The following is a 26,511-nucleotide window of genomic DNA, read 5'->3' as shown; positions in this document are numbered from 1 at the left end:
GATTAATGGACTCCTGATTCAGATTGCTGGCGACTTAAATGCCACTGCAATGCACTTTTAAGTATTAAGGTGATAATTGCCAGCAGTGCTAAGATCCCTGCGGCCGTAAACGCCCCTACTGTATTATAATCCTGATGTAATAGTTCAACTTGCAATGGCAAGGTGTATGTTTCACCACGAATAGCTCCTGAAACCACCGAAACCGCACCAAATTCACCGATTGCACGGGCGTTAGTTAAAACCACGCCATACAATAATGCCCAGCGGATATTGGGCAATGTCACACGCCAAAACATCTTCCATCCTGACGCTCCCAGTAACACCGCGGCTTCATCTTCTTGGCTACCTTGGCTTAACATCAAGGGCACTAACTCACGTACGACAAATGGACACGTTACAAAAATGGTCACTAACGCCATACCTGGCCATGAAAACATTAGCTGGATATCAAAACCTTCAAGCCACCCACCAAACCAGCTGTTCGAGCCATAAAAAAGTAAGTACAGCAAACCCGCAACAACAGGTGAAACCGCAAACGGGATATCTACCAAGGTGAGTAATAATTGGCGACCAGGAAATTGAAATCGTGTCACTAACCACGCCATCATGGTGCCAAAAACTAAATTTACAGGAACGGTAATTAAAGCAATTAATACTGTTAAACCAATAGCGTGTAGCATATCTGGGTCTGCCAAATTCAGTAAAACGGCATCTAACCCTTTTTGAAATGCAGTAATAAATATCCAAACAATTGGAATCACTAATAGTAAAAACGAAAACAATAAACCTATCGCAATTAGTAGCCATTTCCCCCAGTTAATTTGGGTACGGCTAGTAGAGTGAATTGGTGTAATTTGCGCCATTACTTGCCCCCCAACCGTTTACCAAAGCGGCTTTGTACTAAATTAACACTAAATAGAAGTAACAATGAAACCGCTAAAATAACTGAAGCCACAGCACTGGCTGCCGGGTAATCAAATTGCTGTAGCTGACTAAAAATCATTAATGAGACAACTTCGGTTTGCCACGCAATATTACCCGCAATAAATATAATGGCACCAAACTCGCCTAAACTCCGTGTAAAGGACAAAACCGTTCCGGCTAATAAGGCCGGTGAAAGCTCTGGCAGTATCACTCGACGAAAGGTTTGCCAACGACTCGCACCTAGGGTTTGAGCAGCTTCTTCGTATTCAGGGCCTAGCTCTTCCAACACAGGTTGAACCGTACGCACAACAAACGGAATACTGGTAAAAGCCATCGCAACCGCAATTCCCAGCCAAGTATTGACGACTTTAATATCAAACTGGTGCAGATATTGCCCATACCAGCCCGAGGTTGCAAACAGGGTTGCCAATGTCAGCCCCGCTACCGCAGTAGGTAATGCAAAGGGTAAATCTACTAAACCATCTAAAAACAAACGCCCAGGAAAGCGATAACGCGTTAAAATCCACGCTAATAACATGCCAAACACCGCATTAAACAAACTTGCGACTAATGCAGACAGTAACGTCACTTTGTACGCGGCAACCACTTGCGGGTAACTAATGACAGCCCAATATTGCTGCCATGTCATTTCCGATAATTGGATCACCAAAGCGCTCATGGGTAATAGCAAAATCAAGCAGGTATAAAAAAGGCTGCTACCTAGCGTTAGCCCAAAGCCTGGCAAAAAACGCTTTCCTGAACGATTCATTAACGGCGCCCTTCAGCCATTAATTGGTCAAATTCCCCACCGGTGGCAAAATGAATGTCCATTACTTTTGGCCAGCTCTCAAATTGTGATTCAACTGTAAACAACTGAGTTTCTGGGAATTTATCCTTATTCGCACTCATCACCGCTTTGTCATTCACTCGGTAATTGTACTGAGTGATGATTTCTTGGGCCTGTGGGCTATAGAGATAATTTAAGTAAGCTTTAGCGACATCTTCAGTACCATTTTTTTGTACATTTTTATCGACCCAAGCGACGGGAAACTCCGCTAAGATATCCACCGGCGGTACAATAACTTCGTAGTCTGATTCACCATACTGAGAGCGAATATTATTCACTTCTGATTCAAAACTAATAAGGACGTCACCGAGCCCCCGTTCAATAAATGACGTCGTCGCGCCACGCCCACCGGTATCAAATACTTCTACATTTTTCAGAAACTGTTTCATTTGCTCACGGGTTTTTGCTTTATCATCTTTATTTTCTTGATTAAAAGCGCCCCATGCCGCAAGGTAGGTATAACGGCCATTTCCTGAAGTTTTTGGGTTCGGGAAGATTAATTTAACATCTTCACGGACTAAATCATCCCACGTTTTAATCCCTTTAGGGTTTCCTTTACGAACTAAAAACGCCATTGTTGAATAATAAGGCGAGCTATTATTTGGTAAGCGAGCTTGCCAGTCTGCAGGGATCAAATTCCCTTTGTCATGCAAAATTTGCACGTCCGTGACTTGGTTATAGGTCACCACATCCGCTTTCAGCCCTTGTAAAATAGCCAGAGCTTGCTTTGATGAGCCGGCGTGTGATTGTTTAATCGTGAGTTTGTCGTCAGGGTGGGCTTCATTCCATTGTTTTTCAAATGAAGGGTTCAACGCCACAAATAATTCACGGGCAATATCATAAGAGCTATTAAGCAGTTCAGCTGCAACTAATGGTGAGCTTCCGAGTAATGATACCGTTGCCAAACTCGCTAGTGCTGTTTTTTTCAAAAATGATTTTTTCATTCCACACCTATTCGTAACTAAACCCAAATGGCTGACATTGGAACCACTGTATATGTTTTGGTTATAACTGTGTAGCTATCAATCAACTTTTTATATATCAAATTAGAATAACAAAGAAATGAACGTCATAAGCAGGAAAATTAACTGATTTTTTAATTAGTTAGTGATATGAATGCGTTTCATTTTTAAGTTTAGCGAAGCAAAGACACCTTAAACATTTTCCCCCTCTCTCTTTTTTATACACATAACACACACTTTAAATATTGTAAGCGCTCTTCAGAGTGTGTATTATGTGTATATCAGTTAACGAAATGGAGGGATCGTGCAAAGTTCGGAACTGATAAACATACTGCAAAAAAACGGTTGGAAACTTGAAAGAATAAGAGGAAGTCACCATCAGTTTTCCCACCCACATTTTTCAATTGTAATTACTGTTCCGCATCCACAAAAAGATTTAAAGATAGGCACACTAAATCACATTTTGAAGGCTGCGAAACTAAAACATTAAATAAGAAAAGCGTTCACGCATGAGCGCTATCTTTAATGGAGATAACCTAATGCTTTATACCGCCTTTATTGAAATTGATAATGATGGCAGCGCAAGTGGCTGGTTTCCTGATATTGAAGGATGTACATTCGCGGGCAGCAATATAGAAGAGGCTTACGCAGAAGCAAAATCAGCAATTGATGCTCATTTTGAATTATTGAGTGAAAAAGGCTTTGAGATCCCATTATCGAAATCTCAGCAAACGCTATTGAACCCAATACAACCTGAATATGCGCATGGGATATGGTTATTTGTGGATGTCGATATGGATAAATACGATGGCCGTACTGAGCGTATTAATATCACCTTGCCGCATCGTTTATTACATCGTATTGATGCTTTAGTGAAGGTTAATCCTGAATATGGTAGCCGTAGTGGTTTTATTGCTGTTGCAGCTCGTAAAGAATTAAAAAAAACCGATTAATACATTGAAAATAATAGATTACATAAATAATTATCAATCGCCGCATCCTTGCGGCAACTTATTGATCAAAGAGACGTCAATGTCTCAATCGACGGAGCATAGTAATAACTCCCCGAAACGGCTTTCGTCATACGCAGCAAATCATCGTATTTGCCATCTTTTTCACCAAACATGCTGAGTAACTGCTGTTCAATATTGTGTAACCTTGCACAATAAGCGATAAAGAATAAGCCATGTTTGCCGCTTGCTGTACCATATGGCAAGCTGTGACGCATGACTGAAAGCTCTTCACCCTCTTCTTCTATCACCACGCGTGAGACATGAGAGGTGACATTGCGCGCATCTTCATCTAATTCAACGCTATCTTTTTTCGTACGGCCAATCATTTTTTCTTGTTCATGTTCCGAAAAACGATCCCATTTTCGTAAATCGTGTTCATAGCGTTGGACTAAAACATAGCTTCCGCCTTTATCTTCACCGTCTTCGATTAATGTGACCTCTGCAATTTCTTCCCCTTGCGGGTTCTCTGTTCCATCAATAAAACCACTTAAATCTCTGTCATCTACCCAACGAAATCCATGAATTTCTTCAACCACAGAGATAGATTTACCAAATGCTTTTAAAGCAGCTTGTGCTAAAGAAAAATTAATATCGTGGCGCAGTGATTGAATATGAATAAACATATCCCGTTGAGTGGCGGGAGCAAGCCCTTTACCCAGAGTGCGAAATGGTTTCAATTCAGGAGCAGTATTTGCCTTACCGAGCTGTTTCCAGATATCAGAGCCAAACGCGATAACTGCACCAAGGCGATCATCTGGGTATTGCGCTTGTAATTTGGTTAAAGCCTCGACAAAGCTTTTACATCCAGACTTAACTTCATCCAGAGTTCCCTCTTGCACTTGCGCTTCAATAAAAATACCAAAACGGCTATGTTCTTTCAAAATACCACTTTGAGAATGAGACATACGGTAAACCTCGTAAAATGAATATGTTATATAACCTATTTTTTATATAAGCGATTTTAATATCTTATCTTATCGCTATGATGTTCACCTTGTTTTAACGCAAGGGAATATAGGTTTCCGGTCTATTATAAGAAAGAAAATTTAAGAAAGGGTAAATTTCTTTGAAAACAAGGAAAAAGAAACACTAATGGAAAGATATCGCCAGTATAGATAGCCCTGACGATATTATTAACGAAATGAGATTATTTATGCCAAATAATTTGCGAGATTTTCCATGTTTTCAGGTCATCATCTGAAGGCATTAAATCTTCTGGCCCTTGCCACTTACCTGTAAAACGGTAAACCACTTTACTTGATTGCGGTGAATTACATTCAATGGTTGGAACGTCATTGACTCGCTCGCCTAGACCGCAAATACCGAATGCTTTTTGATAAATTTCACTAAATTCAGTACCCACTGTCGGCCCCCATTCAGTTGCAATATCGGGGTCACTCACTATAATTCGTGATACATAGCCGTGCTCTGGGCCAACTATTTCTAATTTTACTTCATTATCATCCATTCCTTGGAAAATTGTGACCACATCCCCATTTTCCATTTGCATACCACTGCGTAATGTATAGCGGTCATCAAGTTGTTTCTTAATGATATCCGCTTGCATTGGTGTAAAACTAGTCACTTGACCAAGTCCTGAGCTAGAAACCACCAGTGGGCCGCTAAACCAAGTCGATGGCGAAAAGAATTTCACACCCGCACACCCTGATAACAGAACTGTTCCACAGAGTAGAGAAGCCTTCAACAACGGCGATAATCCATTATTTCTATTCAACTTTGCATGTTGGGACATATCATCCTCTTTTATGAGTCGCATAATGCATATTGTGACAATCTATTTATCAAAACATTCCCATGAATAGTTAAATAAATAGTCAATTAACTTAAAAATCCGTTTCGTGCGTTAATTTTTTCGAATAAATTAAACGTTCAGGTTGTTCTTCTTCATACAACATTTTTTCAAACATACAGATAGCAGCATCAGATTCTTCACTCACTAACAGCTCGATTCTTCCGCAGCCTCTGGCGATCAGCTTTTTTTCTAGTCTACTCACTAATGCATTCGCAATACCACGGCCACGGTATTCAGGGTGAACGGCAAGGTAAACAGCAGTACCACGAATGCCATCATATCCCCCCATAATAGTGCCAACGACTTCCCCGGCAACTTCAGCCACTAGAAATAAGTCTGCTCCACACTGTAATTTGCGTTCAATATCGAGTTCAGGATCCCCTGAAAATTCATTAAGAGAACAACGCTCCCATAATGTCAGGACGTCTTCATAATCACTTTGTCGAAAGACTCGTATTTCCATCTCATTTGCCTGCTTAAACTAATCTTTCTGCCATTATCTCTGCTTTTGCCACACAATCAATATTCAATATGCCTTTCTTCGAGCAAAAGGGTATACTTTAACCATTATTTTTTACCTATGGTTCTATTATAAAACAATGAATTACCCAGATATTGAACGTGTAAAAACCTATTTGCAAAGCTTGCAAGAGGCTATTTGTCAAAAAATCACTGAGCTAGATGGTAAGGAAACTTTTCTAGAACAAACATGGGAACGCTCTGAAGGTGGTGGGGGTCGTAGCCGAGTATTAACCAAAGGGGCATTATTTGAACAAGCTGGGGTTAATTTCTCTCATATTAAAGGAGAAAAATTACCTGCATCTGCTTCAGCCCATCGCCCTGAACTTGCTGGTCGTAGCTATCAAGCAATGGGCGTCTCTCTCGTCATTCACCCTCTAAATCCTTACATTCCGACAACCCATGCTAATGTCCGTTTCTTTATTGCTGAAAAAGAAGGTTGCGAGCCTGTTTGGTGGTTTGGTGGCGGTTTTGATTTAACCCCTTTTTATGGCTTTCATGAGGATGTCATCCACTGGCACACTGTTGCTCGTGATTTATGCCGCCCTTATGGTACTGATGTTTATCCTAAATATAAAAATTGGTGTGATGAATACTTTTTCCTGAAGCATAGAAATGAACCTCGTGGTGTGGGTGGGCTATTTTATGATGACCTTAACCAAGGGGGTTTTGAATCCTGTTTTAACTTCACTCAAGCTGTTGGTAATGGCTTTTTAGATGCCTATGTGCCGATTGTTGAAAAACGCAAAGATCATTCATGGGGTGAACGAGAGCGTCAATTCCAATTATATCGTCGTGGTCGTTATGTCGAATTCAATTTGGTATGGGACAGAGGTACATTATTTGGCTTACAAAGTGGAGGCCGAACAGAATCAATTTTAATGTCAATGCCACCACTTGTCCGCTGGGAATACGACTATCATCCTGAACCTAATAGCCAAGAAGCTGCTCTCTATACTGAATTTTTAATCCTAAATAAAGAGTGGGTTTCGCCATAATTAATAACATTAGTTTATAAATTAAGGTAGAAAGATAACCGTTCTACCTTTCTAATATAAAATAACAGAAATTGATTTTAAAGCTTATATATCAACTAGTTACAAAATTATCACAACAGATTATGATTCCATTTCACCCAACTGAATGGAGTTATAATATGAATCAAATTTTAGGCCGTTCTTTACTCTCACCTTGCTTATTAGCCAATTTAGTGACTAAAGCAGGTCATACTGACTTAAAATCAACGCTCACTCATATCAATGATATTATGAGCCGAACCTATTCACATGAAGATGCATTATTTCATCGCAATAATCTTTCATCTTGCCCTATAGATACGACAGGAAAGCGCTATAACCGTTTTATTCGTGATGCTCAGCGCCCTATTCCACATAAACATCACTGGCATTCTGACCTGCCAATTTGTGAACGTTCAGGGCTTTCTCCAGATAGTCATATGCCACATGATGACTATGCGGTAATTATGTGCGAAGAAGACACTCAAGCACCATCAAAACCCGCTGGGCAAGTATTTAATTCAATTGGTGTTATTCGTACCTTTTTCAAGGAAAAATTAAATATTGACCAAATTTTTGGCTGTTCTGCTGATATTAATGCGGTTATTCATTATGGAACAAACTACGCTAACGCATTTTGGAATTCTCAAGCTATTTTCTTTGGTGACGGGGATGGAATCGTTTTTGGCCCATTCTATAACGACATTGATATAATTGCTCACGAACTTGCTCATGGTTTTATTAGTTCAAAAGCTAATTTTAGATATTCTTTCCAGTCTGGTGCTCTTAATGAGTCTGTCGCAGATGTACTTGGGATTATGGTCAAGCAATATTTAAATAATGAAACAGCCAATACCTCTAATTGGCTACTTGGGGAAAATTTATTTATTGACCAAATAAATGCACCTGCCCTACGTTCGATGATAAATCCAGGCGACGCTTATTATCTTTCTGATGAGGTCAGAGATCCACAAGTTGGCCATATGTCTCAATATCAAGATTTACCTATTTTTGTTGATAATGGCGGCGTACATATTAATTCAGGCATTCCAAATAGAGCCTTTTACTTATTAGCTAAGAGCCTTGGTGGCTATACGTGGGATATCGCCGGTAAAATTTGGCTGGAAGCAGTGTCTGACAATAGAGTGACAAAAAAAGCGACATTTATCGAATTTGCTGATGCCACGATCCGTGCAGCTAAGAAACTGTTTGATGATAATATTGCGCAAAAAACACAACAGAGTTGGTTAGATGTTGGGCTGATAGTAAACCTGTAAAAAAATATATTGCTAGATAGCATTAAACCATTTGAAATTAATTTTTCTGTAAAATACAAAGGCCGATACTAAAGAGCATTAATCAACTCTTTTATTCAGCCTTATTCATTAAACCTGCACGTTAACGTTTTTTCTTTTTTCTACCTGGTTGTGTAAACTTTTTACGTGTGGGGTTTTCTGTTTTTACTTTGGGTTTACTTGGCGATGCTTGCTTTGTATTACCTTTATTAGCAGAAACTGATTTCTGTGTCTTTTTCGGTTTAATATCTGACTCAGATTTTTCCATCATATCAAATAATTCAATTAATTCATCATCTGTTAAGTCTCGCCACTCCCCGACAGGAATACCCGTCAACCTAACATTCATGATGCGAACGCGTTCAAGTTTAGTGACTTCAAAACCAAAGTGTTCACACATGCGACGAATTTGACGGTTTAACCCTTGCACAAGAGTAATTCTAAAAACAAATGGAGCTTCTTTCTTAACCTTACATTTTTTAGTCATTGTGCCAAGAATCGGTACTCCAGCACCCATTCCACGGATAAATTCATCTGTAACGGGTTTATTGACAGTAACTAAGTATTCCTTTTCATGGGAATTTCCTGCCCGTAAAATTTTATTCACCAAATCCCCATGGTTTGTGAGGAAAATCAACCCTTGAGAGTCTTTATCTAAACGGCCAATTGGGAAAATTCGGGTACTGTGATTAACATAATCAACAATATTATCTTTTTCACCACTCTCTGTCGTACTGACAATACCGACTGGCTTATTCAGAGCGATTAACACTAAATCTTCTTCATTACGCGGCTCAATTAATTGCCCATTAACTTTTACCACGTCACCAGAAAAAACTTGGTCGCCTATTCCTGCACGCTTACCATTAATAAATACATTACCTTGCTCAATATAACGGTCAGCTTCACGTCTTGAGCAAATACCACTTTCACTAATATATTTGTTTAAACGTGTAGAAGAACGAGTGTCCATAATTTCCCTCAATCTTTAATTCTTCCCCCTGTCCGTCATGATATATTTTGATAACGTAAGGGCGATATTTATTCTTAAAGTATCAATCTAAATAATATTAAAAAGCCGTAACATAATGGTTTTGTTACGGCTTTATGCATTTATACAGTCAACTAAACCTACATTAGTGCCTTATTAACTAACGTTTTTTCAAATGCTGCATTAAACGCTTACGCTTACGTAACTGAGTTGGCGTTAGCTTATTTTTCTTATCTGCATATGGGTTTTCACCCTCTTTAAACAGAATTCGAATTGGCGTTCCCATCACTTGTAATGAACGACGGAAGTAATTCATCAAATAACGTTTGTAGCTGTCTGGTAAATCAGAGACTTGGTTACCATGGATCACAACAATCGGTGGGTTATGCCCCCCAGCATGGGCATATTTCATTTTAACACGGCGACCACGAATAAGCGGCGGTTGGTGCTCATCTTCTGCCATCTTCATGATGCGCGTTAATAATGCCGTTCCCACTCGACGAGTTGCAGATTCATAAGCTTCTTGCACTGATTCAAATAGGTTACCCACGCCACTGCCATGCAATGCAGAAATAAAGTGAATTCGTGCGAAATCAACAAAACCAAGACGCAGTTCAAGCATATCCTTCACGTGCTCGCGGTCCTCGGGCTTCATACCATCCCATTTATTAACCGCAATAACTAATGAACGACCTGCATTGAGGATAAAACCAAGTAAAGATAAATCTTGGTCTGAGATACCTTCACGTGCGTCGATAACTAATAATACGACGTTCGCATCTTCAATCGCTTGTAATGTTTTAATTACAGAGAATTTTTCGACTGTTTCAGTAACTTTGCCGCGTTTACGCACACCAGCCGTGTCAATTAGAATATATTCACGCTCATCGCGTTCCATTGGAATATAAATGCTGTCACGGGTTGTGCCTGGCATATCAAACACAACAACCCTTTCTTCACCCAATATACGGTTGGTTAATGTCGATTTACCGACATTCGGACGACCAACGATGGCTAATTTAATCGGTAATGTTGTTGGATCGAAGTCATCTTCTTCGTCTTCATCAAGCTCACCTTGAGCTTCTAACTCTGCCCAATATGCCGCATTTTCTTCTTCTTCGGTCAGCTCGACTTCTTCTTCATCTTCAGCAACAAAAGGTTTTAACGATTGTTCTATTAACTGAGTGACACCGCGGCCATGTGATGCAGCGATAGGATGAATTTCCCCTAAACCAAGAGAGTAAAAATCCCCGATTGCTGTTGTGACATCAATACCATCTGTTTTGTTTGCCACTAAATAAGTTTTTTTCTTGCGGCTACGAAGATGTTTGGCAATGCCTTCATCCGCAGGCATTAGCCCTGCTCTTGCATCGACCATAAACAGAACAATATCTGCCTCTTCAATTGCTTGCAAGGACTGTGCGGCCATGTGCGTTTCTACGCCTTCCTCAGTCCCATCGATACCACCCGTGTCGATAATAATGAATTCGTGACCTTCAACTTCTGCACGACCATATTTGCGATCACGAGTCAGACCGGGAAAGTCCGCTACTAATGCGTCACGGGTACGGGTTAAACGGTTAAATAACGTGGATTTTCCTACGTTTGGACGCCCTACCAGCGCTACGACGGGTATCATTCTTAGATGCCTCACAACTTTTATTAACTAAAGGAATTCTGAGGCTTTAACTCAGAAAACAAAAAACGAAACGGCTCCTGTGTTCAGGAACCGTTGATTTTATCGATAAATTGGCGGTTTGTCAGAAAATTAACGTGTTAACAGGTAAACTGTTCCGTTTTTTGTCTGAACCATTAGTTTATCACTTGCAACCACTGGGCGACTGTGAATACCAGAGCTGTTTAATTTGTTTTGTGCAACAAACCCACCCGTACTCATGTCTAACCAATGCAGATAACCTTCTTTGTCACCGACAACAAGATAGCCATTATACATTTCTGGTGCAGATAACCCGCGGTTTAGTAAGTCTTCCTGTGTCCACAGCGTCACACCATCGCTTTTACGAACAGACAATACGCGGTCACTTTGGTCAACGAGGTACAGGTTTTCACCTGACATTACCATATCATTGATTGAGCCCAGTTCACGTTTCCATAGGATTTGACCTGAACGCATATCCAGTGCTGCCAATGTGCCATTATAAGCAATCGCATACACTTTGCCGTCATCAATAATTGGTGTCATATCGACATCATTTAAGCGGCCGATTTCTGTCGAACTGGTCACTTGCGAAATGCGTTGCTGCCAAATTAATTGGCCTTGAGACAATAGCACTGCACTGACACGACCGTTATCCCCACCCACAATCGCAGCACCAAAGGCAACTGCTGGAGCAGATTCACCACGTAATGACAACGATGGGGTATCCATGTTAACAGTCCACTTGATTTCCCCGCTATTGACGTCTAAAGCTTGCAGTTGACCATTACTGGTATGAATAACAACAAGGTCATTACTCACTACAGGTTTAGAAAGGGCTTCACCTGCAACTTCGACATCCCAAGCGACTTGACCATCTTCTTTGTTAAGAGCGATAACTGTTCCACGCTCAGTACCCACAAAGATTTTGTCGCCATCAACAGTTAAACCACCGGATAATAATGCAGATAAATTAGCAGAAAGAAAACCCGTTCGTTTAGATAAATCTACCGACCATAGTTCTTTACCACTGTCGAGTTCAAAGGCTTTAACTAAACCTTTTCGGTCTGCTGCATAAACGGCTGAGCCATCCCAAACCGGTGATAATTCAGAATAAAATTGTTCAACACCATTTCCAACAGATTTATCCCAAACAATTGATGGGGTGAATTGATTTTCAACCTGTGGAAGTGGCGCCATAATAATAGAATCAGTTTCGCTGGAACAACCGGCAAGTAAAGCTGAAGCGACTAGGCCAACTAAAAGTGTTTTGCGCAACTGCATGTTTGTCGTTTCCTTTCTTCTTATGAATTAGATACGTTGTTCAACTTCAGAGTCAAAATACCTCTAATAGATTGAGAGCCTTCACTTTCTAACCCCTGAGTGTAAGCGGCTTTTGCGCCTGCTTTATCACCCTTGTGGAGTAAGGCATCGCCACGGACATCCTGTGCCGTTGCTTGCCATGACTTACTTTTAATATTTGCCACTGACGCTATCGCGCCATCAGCATTACCTTGAGCCAATTGTACTCGTGCTAAACGCAAGTTAATTAAATCTTGCATATCCACAGTTTTTGCTTTGGCTAATGCATTGGTCAATGCAGTTTGTGCGTTAGCTAAATCACCTTTATCCACTGCAATTTGCGCAAGCTCTAAACCCATCATCGCACTGTATACGTCGTCAGTTTCAGCCGCGAATTTTTGCGCCGCAGCAATAGCCTGATCTGAACCCGAACGTAATTGGGCGTTTACTGTTTCAAATTTTTGTGCACTTTCTTGCAGTACATTGGTTTTATGGGACTGCCAGTAGTTCCAACCAAATACACCACCAACGCCAATGACGAGACCAATAACTAATGCCACGCCATTATTCGCAAAAAAGCGTTTAATCGCATCGACTTGATCATTTTCGTTTGTATAGACTTCCACTTGTCTCTCCTTAACCTAATAATTCGGCGATGCGTGACGCCATAAGTTGCTGCGAAATAGTTTCTTGTACGCCAGTACGTAAGTCTTTCACTGTGACTTGGTTATTTTTAATTTCATCTTCCCCCAAGATCAGTGCAATTTTAGCGCCTTGTTTGTCCGCTCTTGCTAACTGTTTCTTGAAGTTACCACCACCGTGGTTAGTCATTAACCGTAGTGTTGGTAGTGCATCACGGACTTTTTCAGCCACTAATATCGCTGCTTGTTGGCTATTTTCGCCAAAGGAAGCGAGATAAACGTCAGCGACTGAAGCATCCGCTGTAAATTCAGGATTCACTTCTTGGACTAATAACACCATGCGTTCCATACCCATGGCAAAACCAACCGCAGGTGTTGCGCGACCGCCTAATTGTTCAACTAGGCCATCATAACGACCACCCGCACAAACTGTGCCTTGTGAACCCAGCGCCGTGGTTACCCACTCAAAAACAGTACGGTTATAGTAGTCAAGACCACGAACTAAACGTTGATTTACGCGGTATTGAACCCCAGCAGCTTCTAACAACTTGCATAAGCCATCAAAGTGCTCACGTGATTCGACATCAAGGTAATCAAACAGTTCAGGTGCATCATTCAATAAAGCCTGAATTTCTTGATTTTTTGAGTCCAAAACACGTAAAGGATTTGTGTACATCCGGCGTTTGCAGTCTTCATCCAGCTTATCTTTATGCTGTTCTAAGAAAGCAACTAAAGCCTCACGGTAATTAGCACGCGCTTCTAATGAACCAATCGAGTTCAGCTCTAATGTTACATGCTCACTAATTCCTAACGCTTTCCACCAGCGCGCTGTCATTAAAATAACTTCAGCATCGATATCAGGGCCTGCAAGACCAAAAACTTCAGCCCCTAACTGGTGAAATTGACGATAACGACCTTTTTGTGGGCGCTCATAACGGAACATTGGGCCTAAATACCACAAACGCTGTTCCTGATTGTACAGCAAACCATGCTCAATACCTGCACGCACACAACCTGCGGTATTTTCAGGGCGTAATGTCAGACTTTCATCGTTACGGTCATTGAAAGTGTACATTTCTTTTTCAACGACATCCGTCACTTCACCTATCGCTCTGCGAAATAGCGGGGTCTGCTCTACAATCGGGGTACGAATTTCACTAAAACCATAACCCTGTAAAATATTTTTTAATGTTGCCTCGATTTTCTGCCATACACGCGTGTCAGCTGGCAAGTAATCATTCATGCCGCGAATGGCTTGGATATTTTTTCCCACTTTATTTCTCTATTTTCAGAATTACATTAGTTTGATTATAAGAGCGAAATATCATCTGGTTCAATCAACAAACACCAATTACTGATACTAATCGGGATTTATCTGTTAATTTGTACGGTGAGCGACCGATTTTAGAAAAAAATGCGGATAATTGATATAGCGTTTGTTCTAAATACGCCAAACGACTCTATGAGTCGCTTGGCATTAGAATACACAAAATTAATCTTTTAAGTTGACTTCAATCCGCTTGCTTTCATCCATCATCGCTGCTTTTGCTCGAATTTTAGCCTCTAATTGGTCGATGATGTTGTCATTATCAAAGCGCTCTTTTTGACGTTTACCGTCTTCATAGAAACCACTCTTGGTTTTTGCGCCTGCAACACCTAGCGTAGAAACTTCCGCTTCACCGGGGCCATTGACCACACAACCAATAATCGACACATCCATTGGCGTAATGATATCTTCTAAGCGCTGTTCTAACTCATTCACCGTGCCTATCACATCAAATTCTTGCCGTGAGCAGGTTGGACAAGCAATAAAATTAATGCCACGCGAACGAATACGCAGTGATTTTAAAATATCAAAACCGACTTTAACTTCTTCAACAGGGTCTGCAGCCAAAGAAATACGCAGAGTATCACCGATACCTTCAGACAGTAACATTCCTAAGCCAATTGCCGATTTTACGGAGCCTGCACGTGCGCCACCCGCCTCTGTAATACCTAAATGCAGAGGTTGATCAATTTTATTTGCTAATAAACGGTAAGAGCCGACAGCTAAAAATACATCAGAAGCTTTTACACTGACTTTGAATTGGTCGAAATTCAGCCTATCTAAGATGTCCACATGGCGCATTGCCGACTCAACTAAGGCTTCAGGTGTTGGTTCTCCGTACTTCTCTTGAATGTCTTTTTCAAGGGAACCGCCATTGACCCCAATACGAATAGGAATATTGTAATGGCGTGCGCAATCAACAACTTGGCGAATTCTTTCTTCACTACCAATATTACCTGGGTTAATACGCAAGCAATCAACACCGTACTCTGCGACTTTTAATGCAATACGATAGTCAAAATGGATATCAGCCACCAGTGGAACGCTAACTTGCTGTTTAATCAATTTAAATGCTTCAGCAGCATCCATGGTAGGAACAGAAACACGCACGATATCAACACCCACGCGCTCAAGGGATTTTATTTGGCGAACTGTGGCTTCGACATCAGTTGTACGGGTATTGGTCATTGACTGGACAGCGATAGGAGCACCATCGCCTACGGGTACGCTACCTACATTAATACGGGTGGATTTACGTCTTTTTATCGGTGATTCATTATGCATTTTGGTTTAATTCTCCGAACGTCCATGTGCTCTTTGTTACCGTGGTACTTTTTGTGCCTATAGTACTCTTTGTTACCGTGGTATAGTTTTAACGATTATTTTTATACGCTCAACTATACACAAGAAAGCAAACCATAGCCTATCAAAAAAGATGTTTTCGGATATAGTTTGCTTCTTTTTGCCTATTTGTTTTTAGGCTTCAGGTAACTTCAATTTTGCTGGACGTTTCGCTTTAATAAAACGGCTTAAATCAACAGCGTTACCTTGGAACTGTACCGTCACATTCGCCGGCGCACCAATGTTCAGACGATAAGGTTGCGGACCATCAAGTTCCAGCTTATCCCCATTATTTTTGGTACCACTGAATAAAATTTTATTATTCGCATCACGAATTTCTAACCAACACTGCCCAGTAAAATTCAAGACCAGAGCTTGGCTACTCACTGCAACAGGTTCAGTCGTTTCTGTATTTTGTGTTCTGTCTAATGCAACTGAAGATTGTGGTGCATTCGGTAATGGAATTGTTCTAACTGGCTCTGTAACAGAGTCAGCCGTTAATACGGGCTCTTGGCCTTGTAATTCAAGTGTATTTTCCTGTGTAACAGGCGCTGTATCCGTTGAGACTATCTCTGTTGAAGCCGGCAATTCAACGGGGGTTGTGCTGTTATCTTGCTGAGACAAAATCAAATCATTTTGATTTGCCATTGAAACTAATTCATCTTTTTGTGCGTTATGATCTTGCCACCACCATACACCAACCATTGCAATGAGGACGATCACAATCAACCAAGTCAGTTTCATTAACCAACCTTCGCGCTTTTTACGCTTTTTCCCTAAAGAATAGCTTTGCATAGGAGAAACTTTGGCTAATGTGACGGGCTCTTCCGTTTTCATATACGTTTTTAATTCGCTTTCTGGTATACCTACCATGCGTGCATAAAGGCGAATATAACCACGTAAAAACGTCGGTTCTACACCAGCGGGAGCAATATCTTGTTCTATCTCTTTTACCGTACTGATTTTAAGGCATAATCGCTCTGCAACAACATCTTGGGTTAGCCCCATGCGCTCACGTGCTTGCGTCAATAATTGTCCTACTGTCGTCGTAGTCTGTTCGGTATTATTTTCGATAGTCATTTGCTGGCAACACTATTTCCAAGTTAAAAATATATAAAGCAAGCATTGAGCAGCTTTACTCGTCAATAATTTATCATCATGTTGAAACAACAATTAAATTTTTCTTATTGCTTCTACTATTGTAGGTGAACAAAGGCGTTTTGCCTAACTCTAAAACGCCCTAAACCATAACTTAATTCACTGATTCAAACATATTTATAAATCAGACTGTTTTTACCTTGATAGGTTCCCCTGCTAAGCGTTTTTTCAACGTTCGTTTTGTTCTGTCGATCACATCGCCAGCAAGTTGCCCACAAGCTGCATCTATATCATCACCGCGTGTTTTGCGTACTATCGTAGTAAAACCATATCCCATCAATACTTTACAAAAGCGGTCAATACGACTATTCGAACTTCTACCGTATGGCGCTCCAGGGAACGGGTTCCATGGAATTAAGTTGATTTTGCTCGGTGTATTTTTTAAACATTCCGCTAATTGATGAGCTTGTTCAACACTATCGTTCACGTGATCTAACATCACATACTCAACGGTTACTCGTCCTGCATTGGCATTCGATTTCGTTAAATAACGATTCACACTGTTGAGAAAGGTTTCAATATTGTATTTTTTATTAATTGGAACGATATCATCGCGGATATCATCTGTTGGCGCATGCAATGAAATCGCTAACGCGACATCAATCATATCCCCTAATTTGTCCAGTGCAGGTACAACACCGGAAGTGGAAATCGTGACACGGCGCTTAGATAAACCAAAACCGAAGTCATCTAACATAATTTCCATCGCAGGGACGACATTATTCAAATTCAGTAATGGTTCACCCATTCCCATCATTACAACGTTGGTAATTGGACGGCGTCCACTGGATTTCAGTGAACCAATAATTTTTGCAGCTCGCCAAACCTGACCAATGATTTCCGAAACACGTAAGTTACGGTTGAAGCCTTGTTGCGCCGTGGAACAGAATTTACACTCCAGCGCACAACCAACCTGTGAAGAGACACACAATGTTGCACGATCTGCTTCTGGGATATATACAGTTTCAACCAGTTGGTCACCCACTTTGATAGCCCACTTAATGGTACCATCTGATGAGCGCTGTTCGTCAGCGACTTCCGGTGCACGGATTTCCGCGACTTCTTTTAGTTTTGCTCTAAGAACTTTATTAATATCGGTCATTTGGTCAAAATCATCATAGCAATAATGATAGATCCATTTCATGACCTGATCCGCGCGGAACGGTTTTTCACCCATTTGGGCAAAGAACTCACGCATTTGCTTGCGGTTTAAATCAAGTAAATTGGTTTTTTGATTCGTTTTTTCTGGCGTGACAGAAATAGCAGAAGAAGTTGCACATTGTGCATCTGTCGTCATATCAGACATGGTGTATTGCCTCGTTGTTACACTTTCGGCAGTGCTAGTAATGAGTATAGCACGACGTAATTTTTGCAGTCTTAAAAATATAATCGCCCCGCTAATCATAGCAGGGCGTCGCATTGTACAAACTTTATAACAATAATGCTAATGCATTAGTTAAAGAAGTCTTAGCGTGGGCAGATTTCATCAGCAGTGAAGAAATACGCGATTTCACGAGCAGCAGATTCTTCAGAGTCTGAACCGTGAGTTGCGTTTTCAGTGAAGCTGTCTGCGTAGTCTGCACGTAAAGTACCTGCTAACGCGTTATCTGGGTTAGTTGCGCCCATCAGGTCACGATGACGTTGGATTGCATTTTCACCTTCTAACACTTGCAGCATGATAGGGCCTGAAGTCATGAATTCAACCAGACCTTCAAAGAAAGGACGGCCTTTGTGTTCAGCGTAGAAGCCTTCAGCTTGCTCACGAGTTAAATGCATCATTTTAGCAGCGATGATTGTGAAACCCGCGCTTTCAAAACGGTTGTAAATTGCACCAATAACGTTTTTCTTCACAGCGTTTGGTTTAATAATAGAAAATGTACGTTGAACAGTCATAAATAACCTCTTAGCGATTCATTAGGCCTTTATTCTTTATTCTTCCCTGTAACTTAGGATGCAAGAACTTAAAATAGGCATGTTGTAGTTTTTTATATTATTTCTAATTCTATTGTTAGGCTTTTAAACTTCAAAAGCAACCATGTCTAGGAAAAAGAAAAATAAGGCGATGATTATAGGGGCTCTGATTACAATTTCCTACAGTCACAACAACATTTTGTTAAACTTTTTATAGCAAAAAACACTATTTTTTCGGGTAAGTCACGTTTTTCATCTATTACTTCACTCTAAAACTCATTGCCGTCACTTGGCCGCTTAAATCCAATACTGAAATTTGGTAGTTTCCACTTTTATCGAGTGTCAGCAAAATAGAACCATTTTGCTCTGTTGTGTTCACCTGTTCTCCATTTAAGAACCACCATTTCTGCCCCTGCCCACCCTGTGTGACTAAACGCAAATCTAAACTGGTTTTTCCTGGCAAGCGCTGTAATACTTCACCATCACGTATACCGGAAATCAATAATGGCGGCGTTTCTAACTTCAATGGAGGGCAAGCTAAATCTGCTTTAGGTAATCGATTTTCCCGTTTTTCACTACTCGGTAACCATGACTCCACCGTGATCGGCCATAAATGTACCTCTTTTTCCTGTGCATTCGGGCAATCTGCCGCCACTTGTAGCCCTTTGTTATTTACCCAGATTTTTTGTCTTAACCCTAAGAGTGACTCTTGGTCTCGTGCCATTAAAGTGGGTGGGATCGTATTATCCAAGATCCAACTTAGGCGCCTTTGGCGGCAATTATTATCATCTTTCAGTAATGCCGTTCCTCCCGGCCAGCAAATCACTGCTTGGCTAACACTGGCAGGCTTCACATCTTTCGGTAACGGTTCATGAGATAGGTAAATTTTGCTCAGTAACATTCCATTGATTTGATTCATAATCGGGATAGCAGTGGCAAAGCCTAGCTGCCCTGCAACAGGCGTTGCATCCGGTCGTCCGACCCAAACACCGATGGTATAACGCGGATTAACACCAATCGCCCACGCATCTCGATAACCATAACTGGTTCCCGTTTTCCATGCTAAATTAAGTTGCCCTGATAAATTAGCCTCAGGAACAGGGCGTGCTTCCCCGCCCATAATACGGCGCACTATCCACGCGGCTCCCGGTGACATCAGCGCTCTATCGCGAATTTCATCGGTTGGTTTAAAACGTAGCGGCGACACATAACCTTTTCTCGCAAATGCGCTGTAAGCGGAAACCAAATCTTCCATCCGTGTGGCTGTGCCGCCTAAAATCAGCGACAAGTTTGGTTCACTCCCTAACGGAAAGCGCAGCTCAGTCCCAACATTACGCAGTTGAGCCGTAAATCGTTTACTGCCATACACATCTAATAACTGAACCACGGGTAAATTTAATGAACGAACGAGTGCATCACTAACACTCACTGGCCCATTAAAACCACTGTCAAAGTTCCCCGGACGGTAATCATTAAAGCGCCTCGGTACATCTTGTAATAACGACTCCGCATGGATGAGCCCATCATCCATCGCTAATGCATATAAAAAAGGTTTTAACGTTGAGCCTGGAGAGCGCCAAGCGCTAATCATGTCCACATGACCAAAACGGCTATCATCTTGGAAATCAATTGAGCCAATATAAGCTTTTACTGCCATATCCGTATGATCAACCACCAAAATCCCCAGTGAAGTTTGTTTTGGTAGTTGGTTTTTCCAATTCATTGCCATGTCTTCCAGTTGCCTTTGCAAACTGGCGTCGATAGTGGTTTCAATGATGGGGTTTTGCGTATTTTTAGTCACACGCCTTGCAAGCAAAGGAGCAGAATGCGGATTCTTCCGCGGTGCTAGCCAAATTTGTTCTTGTTTAATATCGGCAACTTTTTCAGGGCTCCAAACTTGGTATTCCTCTAACCTGTCTAACACCTTATCACGAGCGGCTTGTGCCCTTTGTGGATAACGGTCTGGCCTTAAACGGCTAGGAGCTTGAGGTAGAACAGCAAAGAGAGCCGCTTCACTCGCCGTCAATTTTACGGGTGACTTATTCAAATATACCCAGCTAGCGGCTCCAATACCTTCAATGGTTCCACCATACGGAGCACGGTTTAAATACATTTCTAAAATTTCATCTTTTGAGTAGTGATACTCAAGCTGAGCCGTACGCCAAAGCTGTTTCAGCTTACCGCCCAATGTTCTTTCATGGGAATCAATTAACCGTGCAACTTGCATCGAAATGGTACTACCGCCCGACACAATACGCCCTGAACTCACAAACTGCCCCGCGGCCCTAACTAGCGAAAACGGGTTTACCCCCGGATGGCGATAAAAATGGCGGTCTTCATACGTTAATAACGCTTCAATAAAATCAGGAGAAACCTCATCGAGTGTAACCGGAAAGCGCCAAATACCTTCTTTGTCTGCAAAGCGCCACAATGGTGTGCCATCCGCAGCAACCACAGTTCGAGCCATTTCAATTTGCTTAATCGGCAACGGCCATATTTTATCAGCCGCTAGAAAAGCCAGTGGCAAAATAATGACCAACAGAACCAGTGCAATGCCTGTGCGGCGTAACCATTTTTTCATTGATGGGAGTACCGAAAATAAATTAAAAGAGCCCTTATACTTTATATATCAATATATAAGGGCTCAGTTTAGCGGTGATTAACGAACGATTTCTAATTGGCCATCAGAATAACCCGTCGCGCGCCAATCAGGGACATACATTGATTCAACTTGTGGTACTGGAATGCTATATACACCCGGTGTCACTGCACGTGCTAAGTAGACTAATGTCGTTGGGCGATACTGCTGAACTTCAACGGCAGCCACAAAACGGTCATCACGGTATTCCATATGGCGAATTTGTGATTGCTGCATATCATCAATCAGTTCTTGCAGGTTCGGCGCAGACTCACTCAAATTAGCGCTACTGTTCGCTAAATTTTGGTTTTCCAGTTCTAAGCCCGCTGGTAGTAAGTCAACCACTAGCGCATCTGGTACGCTTTGGGATGCTTGAACTTCCAATTTAACCACCACCATTTCACCGCTTCTTAGCCTATCTAACGAAATGCGGTTACCTTTCATATCATAGTAACTACGAGTGATACCCAGCACATTCGAACTTGGCTTCGGCGAATGTTGTGGATAACCCATCACGTTTAGGCGTGTGTATAGCGTATTGGTTCCCGTGTTTTCGATGCTATAACCTGTTTCTAATTGTGCTTTACTCAAGAACTCACTCACGGGTTTATCTGAAACCATCGGAGGTTCTTGGCCATTAATCGTTGCTTTCCATGGAGCTTCACTTTCATTTAAGTAGAAACGGCCCGCTAAGTACAACGCATTGCTCTCTTGTGTCGAGAAATAACGTTGAGAAGTCAAGTTATTAGACAAAGTTTGTAGTTTTTGGTCACGGGATTTTGGCATTAAATTATATTCATTTAATAGCGCAACAATCATCGCGTCATCACGGATCACCGAACCGTAATCCCCTACATAGCTGTAGCGGTTACGTTGTTTTTTCAGTCCGTCAATCACCGCGCTCTCACCACGTGATTTATCCCCCATCAAGTTCAATGCAACACCAAGCTGAACGAGCGGTAAACCACTAGCGGCATGATCTCTTTGGTTATAAAGCTGACGTAATGCACCTAGAGGTGCTTTTTGCTGTGACGCCAACACTAAGCCAGCGTAGGCTTGAGTTGCGAAACGCGCACCTGCCTGATTTTCCGTATAAGGATAATTGATTTGGTTGCCATCTTGTAAATAGCTCAATAAGCGCGTGTTTGCGTTACTGATAGCGTCTTGCGGAACCGTAAACCCACGCTGATTCGCTTTATTCAAGAAATCCGCCGCATATGCGGTTAACCAATACTCTTCGCGACCGTTTCTATCCCATAACGAAAAACCGCCATCATTACGTTGCATACTTAACAAATGCGGAATACCAATTTCAATCGCTTTATGGCGATCTGCATCTGTTTGCGTTTTAATTCCTATCTTATTTAGCTCAGCTTGAGTTGAGAATAATGATGGATATAACCCACTGATAGTTTGCTCTAAACAGCCATATGGGTAAGCAAATAGCTCTCTAATATAACGAGAAATATCTAGCGGAGGACGGCTAGTTAATAACACTTGCCCTTCTAGAGTATCGGGCTGTAACCCGGCAATTTGGTTAGTCGGTAACGCCCATGAGGTGCCTGGCTCAATAGCAGTTGCAAAAGAAACAGTTTCTGCTGGTTGTGCCGGACGAACCCCGACTTTCCAACTATTACTGTAATCTTTGTTGGCTTCGCCTTGAATTTTCACACCATTAATGGTCATTGACACTTCGCCTTCACCGAAGCCGTAGTCTGCTCTGACAGGTAGATTAATCGTGGTACGTTTGCCTTTTGGTAACTCCAACTCACGGCTGCTGACACCATCAAGTTTCACCATTCCTGATGCCTTGAAATTGACGGTCACATTTTGTGTATTATCCGTCATATTGGTCAAATCAAGCGCAAAGTAAGACTTATCACCACCAGCCATAAAACGTGGCATCGACATTTGTGTCACTAATGGTGCCGCCACAATCACTTTGCTATCCGCATGGCCGAACTCTTTTTCATTCCATGCTTGGGCCATCACACGTAATTCCCCGTTAAAATCAGGGATAGCGAGGCTAATTTCACCCTCGCCGTCTTTATTTAATGTGACAGGTTTGGCTTGCTCCGCAATAATTTGCACTTCAGTGAGTGGCTTCATACCACCACGCTCTAATGCAGCATCCTCGCTGTCACCACCAAAGCGCAAGTTAGCAACCTTACCTTGTCCTTCAATTAAATGACCATAAACGTCATATTGGTCAACGCTATAACGCTTACGGCCAAAAAAGGCATCATACGGGTCTGGGGTTTTGAAATCTGTGATATTCAATACGCCAGTGTCAACCGCAGATAACAACACATTCACTTTTTCAGGTAACGGTTTGCCATCTTGTGCTGTCGCTTTAATTTTTACCGTTAAGTCTTGGTTTGGACGCATTTTATCTGGCGCGGAGAGTGCTAAAGCAATCTTACGGTTTTCATCTGCGATTGGTAAATGCAACACACCCACCGCACGTTTTACCGTTGCTTCTTTAGAATCGTCTCCTGGGCGCACCACAACTGCTGAGACGTACAAGTCATGACGAGCCCACTCTTTATTGACTGGGACTTCAACGTCTAAGCCTTTTTCTGGCACATCAATTTCTTCCCACCACAATGGACCGTTGCTCGATTCGAGCAATATATACCCTTTACCGGCTTTAGGAGATTCAATGCGAACTTTAGCTTTTTCACCCGGTAAGTACGCAGGCTTATTCAGGCTGAGTTTCACTTGGTCAGGACGAACTGAGCCACTTCCCCCTGTGTTATCTTGCCATGAATACCCTGCCCAAAACTGGACGCTCGACACTAGCTGATTTTCTGGGTTAACAACTTCTAGGCGGAATGCCCCCCAATCCACAGGGAAAGACACTTTCGCCGTTCCGTCTTTGGCAATAGCAATATTTTCATTCGCCATAACGAGGTCTTTTTGGTCATAATTTGAAGACCAACCACCACTTTCAGACCAACTCCAGTAATAATCACGACGCTCATACACTAAACGCACGGTTAAGTTTTCTGCTGCCAGTTTATTACCTGCGGCATCAGCCATGACTAATTCAAATTCTGCGAGTGAATTTTCATCCACATTGTGACGTTTTACATAACGGTCAGTGCGGTAATCATAAATTTCTTTTTTCGCAAATAATGGGCGAATACCGACCAGTTTTTCCGCAGGCCAAATGGCTTGCTCGGCACGGCGCGTCACAGGACGTCCGCCAGCCTCAAGCAAACTTGCCTGTAACACAGCCGAAATAGGTGAACGTGTTGAACTCCAATTGCTATTTGGAATTGAAATCACGGTTTCACCGTTGCTGTCCAGCGTCAAGTCAAACTCGTCCAACTTACGTGGTAAACCTTCTTCATTGACAGCACCAAATTCAAAACCAGGTAATTTTGCGACCGCTTCCCGAGCTGCTTTTAAGACAATTTGCCCTTGTAGCTGGTTATCAGCCGCTGGCGCACCGTATAAATAACGACCTTGAATATCAAAATCGACAGATTGACTTGTTAAACGAGGAACATCACTGCCCTCAATTTCCAGTGCCATACGTTCTGGCATGAAATCTTCAACATTAAATTTGTAATAACGCAGTGGTGAACCATCACCTAAATCAAAGCGAAGCGACCAACCGCCTGTTTCTGCATTTTTAGGAATTTCAAATTGATATTGATACAAGCCATTTTGGTTTTCTTCTGGTTGCCAAACAAAACTGCGAACCACTTGCCCATCAGTTTTTAATACATCAACTTTAACTGGCTGAGTTTTGACTGGGTTACCATCGCCATCACGCAATAGGCCGTTTACCAGCAATAATTCACCTGGGCGATATAAATCTCGAGGACCGAAGGTGAAAAATTGTTTTGCGTAGCCTTCTGGCCCTGAAATATCGAATTCAGATAAATCAAGTGCTGGCTGAGTGAGGTCAATCATACTGGTTTGCCCTTCATGGGTTGCCAGCAATAATTTTCCACCCGCTAATTTATCTAGCTGAGCATGACCATCGCCATCTGTCGTACCTTTTGTTACTAACTGGCCTTTTTCATCCAAAATACGCAGCTCAACGCCTTTAATTGCAGAGCCTTTCGCTAAGGATTGAGTGAAAACATCGACACGGTCTTGGTAACTGTGTAGTGATACACCAATATCACTCAATGTGAAGACAGTTGCAGGGAATTGATAACTATAGCTGCCTGCTTTTTGCATGATGGCCAAATACACGCCATCTTGCTGTAACTCTTTGACATCTTTCAACGGCAGTAAAATGGTTTGGCGGGTATTTTTATCTGGATTTAAGTCAAAGCGGCCGGTATAAGCCAACTCCACTTTGTCAAGAAACTCTTCGGAATACCAATACTCATAATTACTACGATACTGCCACTGTGCTAAAAATTGTGGTAATTGCTTTTCATCCACACGGAAGAAATTGACGTCGACCTTATCAACGTTCAAGGCAATCACAGGTAAGCCTTGAGCAACCTTGCTAGGCAATAAAGAGCCTTTACTTGCAAAACCAACGGTTGGGATGATTTGTGCAGTGGTCAATTTTTTCTCAAAATTTTCGGTCGTCGTACGCTCATTAACCGCTTTAATACCCGGGTTAATGGTTAAGTTTAACTCTTTAGATGGCGGAAGATGGCGAAAACGGAGTTCCATTTGGTTATCAGACAGTTCCCAAGCGCCATCTAACTTACCCGCTTTAACATCAATGAGGTTAATGTACTGGCCAAAGTCTTGGTTTGCTTGTAGTGGAACCGAGAATGTCACCACCATGGCACTCGCACCATCAAGCTGTAATTCAGATGCATCCAAAATAGTTAAATCTTTCCCTGCGTATTTTTTTATCATTTCTTCAGTGGAAAGTTTCGGTGCTGCTTTTTTCTGCTCTGCAACTGGCGCTGTTTTGGTTTGATTTTCTGGCGCTGTGGTTGAAACATTTGGCTCATTTTTGGTTGTTTCATCTGTATTATCACAACCAGCCAATGCCACTACCGATGCCAACGCAAGTGCTAAATAACGCTTTTTGGTTTTGAGACCCGCCAATGAAGCCCAACTTGATTGTTGTTTCATTACCGCCCGCCCTTTAATTAGTTAAAATTGATTCTGTTTTTTAAGGTTTTAACAGGAGATTAAAACCCTCTACATACTTAGAAATGTTTAAAAAC

The 26,511-nt window shown here is 41.8% G+C and carries 21 protein-coding genes; 4 read left to right on the top strand and 17 right to left on the bottom strand.

Annotated features, from left to right (window positions below):
* Positions 1–2 precede the first annotated feature (2 nt).
* The 3 genes from cysW to PR834_RS09185 are packed head-to-tail and all read right to left on the bottom strand — an operon-like array spanning position 3 to position 2,715.
* Positions 3–863: a sulfate/thiosulfate ABC transporter permease CysW gene (gene cysW, locus PR834_RS09195; protein WP_272536605.1), complete on the bottom strand. Its 861-nt coding sequence runs from the start codon at positions 861–863 to the stop codon at positions 3–5.
* On the bottom strand, positions 863–1,693 hold the full coding sequence (gene cysT, locus PR834_RS09190; protein WP_004264883.1) for a sulfate/thiosulfate ABC transporter permease CysT: 831 nt from the start codon (positions 1,691–1,693) through the stop codon (positions 863–865). The genes cysW and cysT overlap by 1 nt, the downstream gene beginning before the upstream one ends.
* Positions 1,693–2,715: a sulfate ABC transporter substrate-binding protein gene (locus PR834_RS09185; RefSeq protein ID WP_196732342.1), complete on the bottom strand. Its 1,023-nt coding sequence runs from the start codon at positions 2,713–2,715 to the stop codon at positions 1,693–1,695. The genes cysT and PR834_RS09185 overlap by 1 nt, the downstream gene beginning before the upstream one ends.
* A gap of 322 nt (positions 2,716–3,037) precedes the next feature.
* Here PR834_RS09185 and PR834_RS09180 point away from each other — a divergent pair, with 322 nt between their 5' ends.
* Both PR834_RS09180 and PR834_RS09175 read left to right on the top strand, forming a co-directional pair.
* Positions 3,038–3,223, top strand: a complete 186-nt coding sequence (locus tag PR834_RS09180) for a type II toxin-antitoxin system HicA family toxin (RefSeq protein WP_262961155.1) — start codon at positions 3,038–3,040, stop codon at positions 3,221–3,223.
* 49 nt (positions 3,224–3,272) lie between these two features.
* A complete protein-coding gene (locus PR834_RS09175) occupies positions 3,273–3,686 on the top strand; it encodes a type II toxin-antitoxin system HicB family antitoxin (protein WP_112308281.1) in 414 nt (137 codons plus the stop codon).
* A 65-nt stretch (positions 3,687–3,751) separates the two neighbouring features.
* Here the strand turns inward: PR834_RS09175 and PR834_RS09170 are convergent, their stop codons facing one another.
* The 3 genes from PR834_RS09170 to PR834_RS09160 form a co-directional block, all read right to left on the bottom strand.
* Entirely contained in the window at positions 3,752–4,651 is a 900-nt protein-coding gene (locus PR834_RS09170) for a Dyp-type peroxidase (RefSeq protein WP_112308280.1), read from the bottom strand.
* A 242-nt stretch (positions 4,652–4,893) separates the two neighbouring features.
* Positions 4,894–5,499 carry an RpoE-regulated lipoprotein gene (locus PR834_RS09165; RefSeq protein WP_050763802.1) on the bottom strand — a complete coding sequence of 202 codons (606 nt, stop codon included), beginning with the start codon at positions 5,497–5,499 and terminating at the stop codon, positions 4,894–4,896.
* A 91-nt stretch (positions 5,500–5,590) separates the two neighbouring features.
* Positions 5,591–6,022, bottom strand: a complete 432-nt coding sequence (locus tag PR834_RS09160; RefSeq protein ID WP_004264887.1) for a GNAT family acetyltransferase — start codon at positions 6,020–6,022, stop codon at positions 5,591–5,593.
* Between the two features lie 136 nt (positions 6,023–6,158).
* Here PR834_RS09160 and hemF point away from each other — a divergent pair, with 136 nt between their 5' ends.
* Both hemF and PR834_RS09150 read left to right on the top strand, forming a co-directional pair.
* A complete protein-coding gene (hemF, locus tag PR834_RS09155; RefSeq protein ID WP_004264888.1) occupies positions 6,159–7,076 on the top strand; it encodes an oxygen-dependent coproporphyrinogen oxidase in 918 nt (305 codons plus the stop codon).
* 158 nt (positions 7,077–7,234) lie between these two features.
* Positions 7,235–8,371, top strand: coding sequence for a M4 family metallopeptidase (locus PR834_RS09150; RefSeq protein WP_164455470.1), 1,137 nt, complete (start codon positions 7,235–7,237; stop codon positions 8,369–8,371).
* Between the two features lie 121 nt (positions 8,372–8,492).
* On the opposite strand, the gene rluF is transcribed toward PR834_RS09150, so the two are convergent.
* The 11 genes from rluF to PR834_RS09095 all read right to left on the bottom strand — a co-directional run bounded on the left by rluF (position 8,493) and on the right by PR834_RS09095 (position 26,416).
* The gene (gene rluF, locus PR834_RS09145; RefSeq protein WP_094961720.1) at positions 8,493–9,362 is read right to left on the bottom strand and encodes a 23S rRNA pseudouridine(2604) synthase RluF; all 870 of its coding nucleotides are present in this window, start codon (positions 9,360–9,362) and stop codon (positions 8,493–8,495) included.
* 178 nt (positions 9,363–9,540) lie between these two features.
* The gene (gene der, locus PR834_RS09140; protein WP_094961719.1) at positions 9,541–11,019 is read right to left on the bottom strand and encodes a ribosome biogenesis GTPase Der; all 1,479 of its coding nucleotides are present in this window, start codon (positions 11,017–11,019) and stop codon (positions 9,541–9,543) included.
* Positions 11,020–11,148: 129 nt separating this feature from the next.
* Positions 11,149–12,321, bottom strand: a complete 1,173-nt coding sequence (gene bamB / locus PR834_RS09135; RefSeq protein ID WP_094961718.1) for an outer membrane protein assembly factor BamB — start codon at positions 12,319–12,321, stop codon at positions 11,149–11,151.
* A gap of 20 nt (positions 12,322–12,341) precedes the next feature.
* Complete coding sequence (locus PR834_RS09130; RefSeq protein ID WP_004264893.1) at positions 12,342–12,965, bottom strand: YfgM family protein; 624 nt, start codon at positions 12,963–12,965, stop codon at positions 12,342–12,344.
* A gap of 10 nt (positions 12,966–12,975) precedes the next feature.
* On the bottom strand, positions 12,976–14,253 hold the full coding sequence (gene hisS, locus PR834_RS09125; RefSeq protein WP_004264894.1) for a histidine--tRNA ligase: 1,278 nt from the start codon (positions 14,251–14,253) through the stop codon (positions 12,976–12,978).
* A 219-nt stretch (positions 14,254–14,472) separates the two neighbouring features.
* Positions 14,473–15,591, bottom strand: coding sequence for a flavodoxin-dependent (E)-4-hydroxy-3-methylbut-2-enyl-diphosphate synthase (ispG, locus tag PR834_RS09120; protein WP_004264895.1), 1,119 nt, complete (start codon positions 15,589–15,591; stop codon positions 14,473–14,475).
* A gap of 192 nt (positions 15,592–15,783) precedes the next feature.
* On the bottom strand, positions 15,784–16,728 hold the full coding sequence (gene rodZ / locus PR834_RS09115) for a cytoskeleton protein RodZ (RefSeq protein ID WP_110591955.1): 945 nt from the start codon (positions 16,726–16,728) through the stop codon (positions 15,784–15,786).
* A 202-nt stretch (positions 16,729–16,930) separates the two neighbouring features.
* The gene (locus PR834_RS09110; protein WP_004912645.1) at positions 16,931–18,112 is read right to left on the bottom strand and encodes a bifunctional tRNA (adenosine(37)-C2)-methyltransferase TrmG/ribosomal RNA large subunit methyltransferase RlmN; all 1,182 of its coding nucleotides are present in this window, start codon (positions 18,110–18,112) and stop codon (positions 16,931–16,933) included.
* A gap of 161 nt (positions 18,113–18,273) precedes the next feature.
* On the bottom strand, positions 18,274–18,699 hold the full coding sequence (gene ndk / locus PR834_RS09105) for a nucleoside-diphosphate kinase (protein WP_004264899.1): 426 nt from the start codon (positions 18,697–18,699) through the stop codon (positions 18,274–18,276).
* Between the two features lie 277 nt (positions 18,700–18,976).
* Positions 18,977–21,298 carry a peptidoglycan glycosyltransferase PbpC gene (pbpC, locus tag PR834_RS09100; protein WP_272536604.1) on the bottom strand — a complete coding sequence of 774 codons (2,322 nt, stop codon included), beginning with the start codon at positions 21,296–21,298 and terminating at the stop codon, positions 18,977–18,979.
* A 78-nt stretch (positions 21,299–21,376) separates the two neighbouring features.
* Entirely contained in the window at positions 21,377–26,416 is a 5,040-nt protein-coding gene (locus PR834_RS09095) for an alpha-2-macroglobulin family protein (RefSeq protein WP_272536603.1), read from the bottom strand.
* Positions 26,417–26,511 lie beyond the last annotated feature (95 nt).

This window comes from Providencia sp. PROV182 (assembly GCF_028480325.1).
In the GTDB taxonomy this organism is placed as follows: Bacteria; Pseudomonadota; Gammaproteobacteria; order Enterobacterales; family Enterobacteriaceae; genus Providencia; species Providencia hangzhouensis.
This window is presented reverse-complemented; position numbering and strand designations above follow the sequence as displayed.

Coding starts and splice junctions, on each gene's coding strand:
- PR834_RS09165 (WP_050763802.1), bottom strand. CDS start 5,499: ATGTCCCAACATGCAAAGTTGAATAGAAATAATGGATTATCGCCGTTG.
- PR834_RS09185 (WP_196732342.1), bottom strand. CDS start 2,715: ATGAAAAAATCATTTTTGAAAAAAACAGCACTAGCGAGTTTGGCAACG.
- ispG (WP_004264895.1), bottom strand. CDS start 15,591: ATGCATAATGAATCACCGATAAAAAGACGTAAATCCACCCGTATTAAT.
- der (WP_094961719.1), bottom strand. CDS start 11,019: ATGATACCCGTCGTAGCGCTGGTAGGGCGTCCAAACGTAGGAAAATCC.
- cysW (WP_272536605.1), bottom strand. CDS start 863: ATGGCGCAAATTACACCAATTCACTCTACTAGCCGTACCCAAATTAAC.
- PR834_RS09170 (WP_112308280.1), bottom strand. CDS start 4,651: ATGTCTCATTCTCAAAGTGGTATTTTGAAAGAACATAGCCGTTTTGGT.
- pbpC (WP_272536604.1), bottom strand. CDS start 21,298: ATGAAAAAATGGTTACGCCGCACAGGCATTGCACTGGTTCTGTTGGTC.
- PR834_RS09095 (WP_272536603.1), bottom strand. CDS start 26,416: ATGAAACAACAATCAAGTTGGGCTTCATTGGCGGGTCTCAAAACCAAA.
- hemF (WP_004264888.1), top strand. CDS start 6,159: ATGAATTACCCAGATATTGAACGTGTAAAAACCTATTTGCAAAGCTTG.
- rodZ (WP_110591955.1), bottom strand. CDS start 16,728: ATGACTATCGAAAATAATACCGAACAGACTACGACGACAGTAGGACAA.
- bamB (WP_094961718.1), bottom strand. CDS start 12,321: ATGCAGTTGCGCAAAACACTTTTAGTTGGCCTAGTCGCTTCAGCTTTA.
- ndk (WP_004264899.1), bottom strand. CDS start 18,699: ATGACTGTTCAACGTACATTTTCTATTATTAAACCAAACGCTGTGAAG.
- PR834_RS09160 (WP_004264887.1), bottom strand. CDS start 6,022: ATGGAAATACGAGTCTTTCGACAAAGTGATTATGAAGACGTCCTGACA.
- PR834_RS09175 (WP_112308281.1), top strand. CDS start 3,273: ATGCTTTATACCGCCTTTATTGAAATTGATAATGATGGCAGCGCAAGT.
- cysT (WP_004264883.1), bottom strand. CDS start 1,693: ATGAATCGTTCAGGAAAGCGTTTTTTGCCAGGCTTTGGGCTAACGCTA.
- rluF (WP_094961720.1), bottom strand. CDS start 9,362: ATGGACACTCGTTCTTCTACACGTTTAAACAAATATATTAGTGAAAGT.
- PR834_RS09110 (WP_004912645.1), bottom strand. CDS start 18,112: ATGTCTGATATGACGACAGATGCACAATGTGCAACTTCTTCTGCTATT.
- PR834_RS09150 (WP_164455470.1), top strand. CDS start 7,235: ATGAATCAAATTTTAGGCCGTTCTTTACTCTCACCTTGCTTATTAGCC.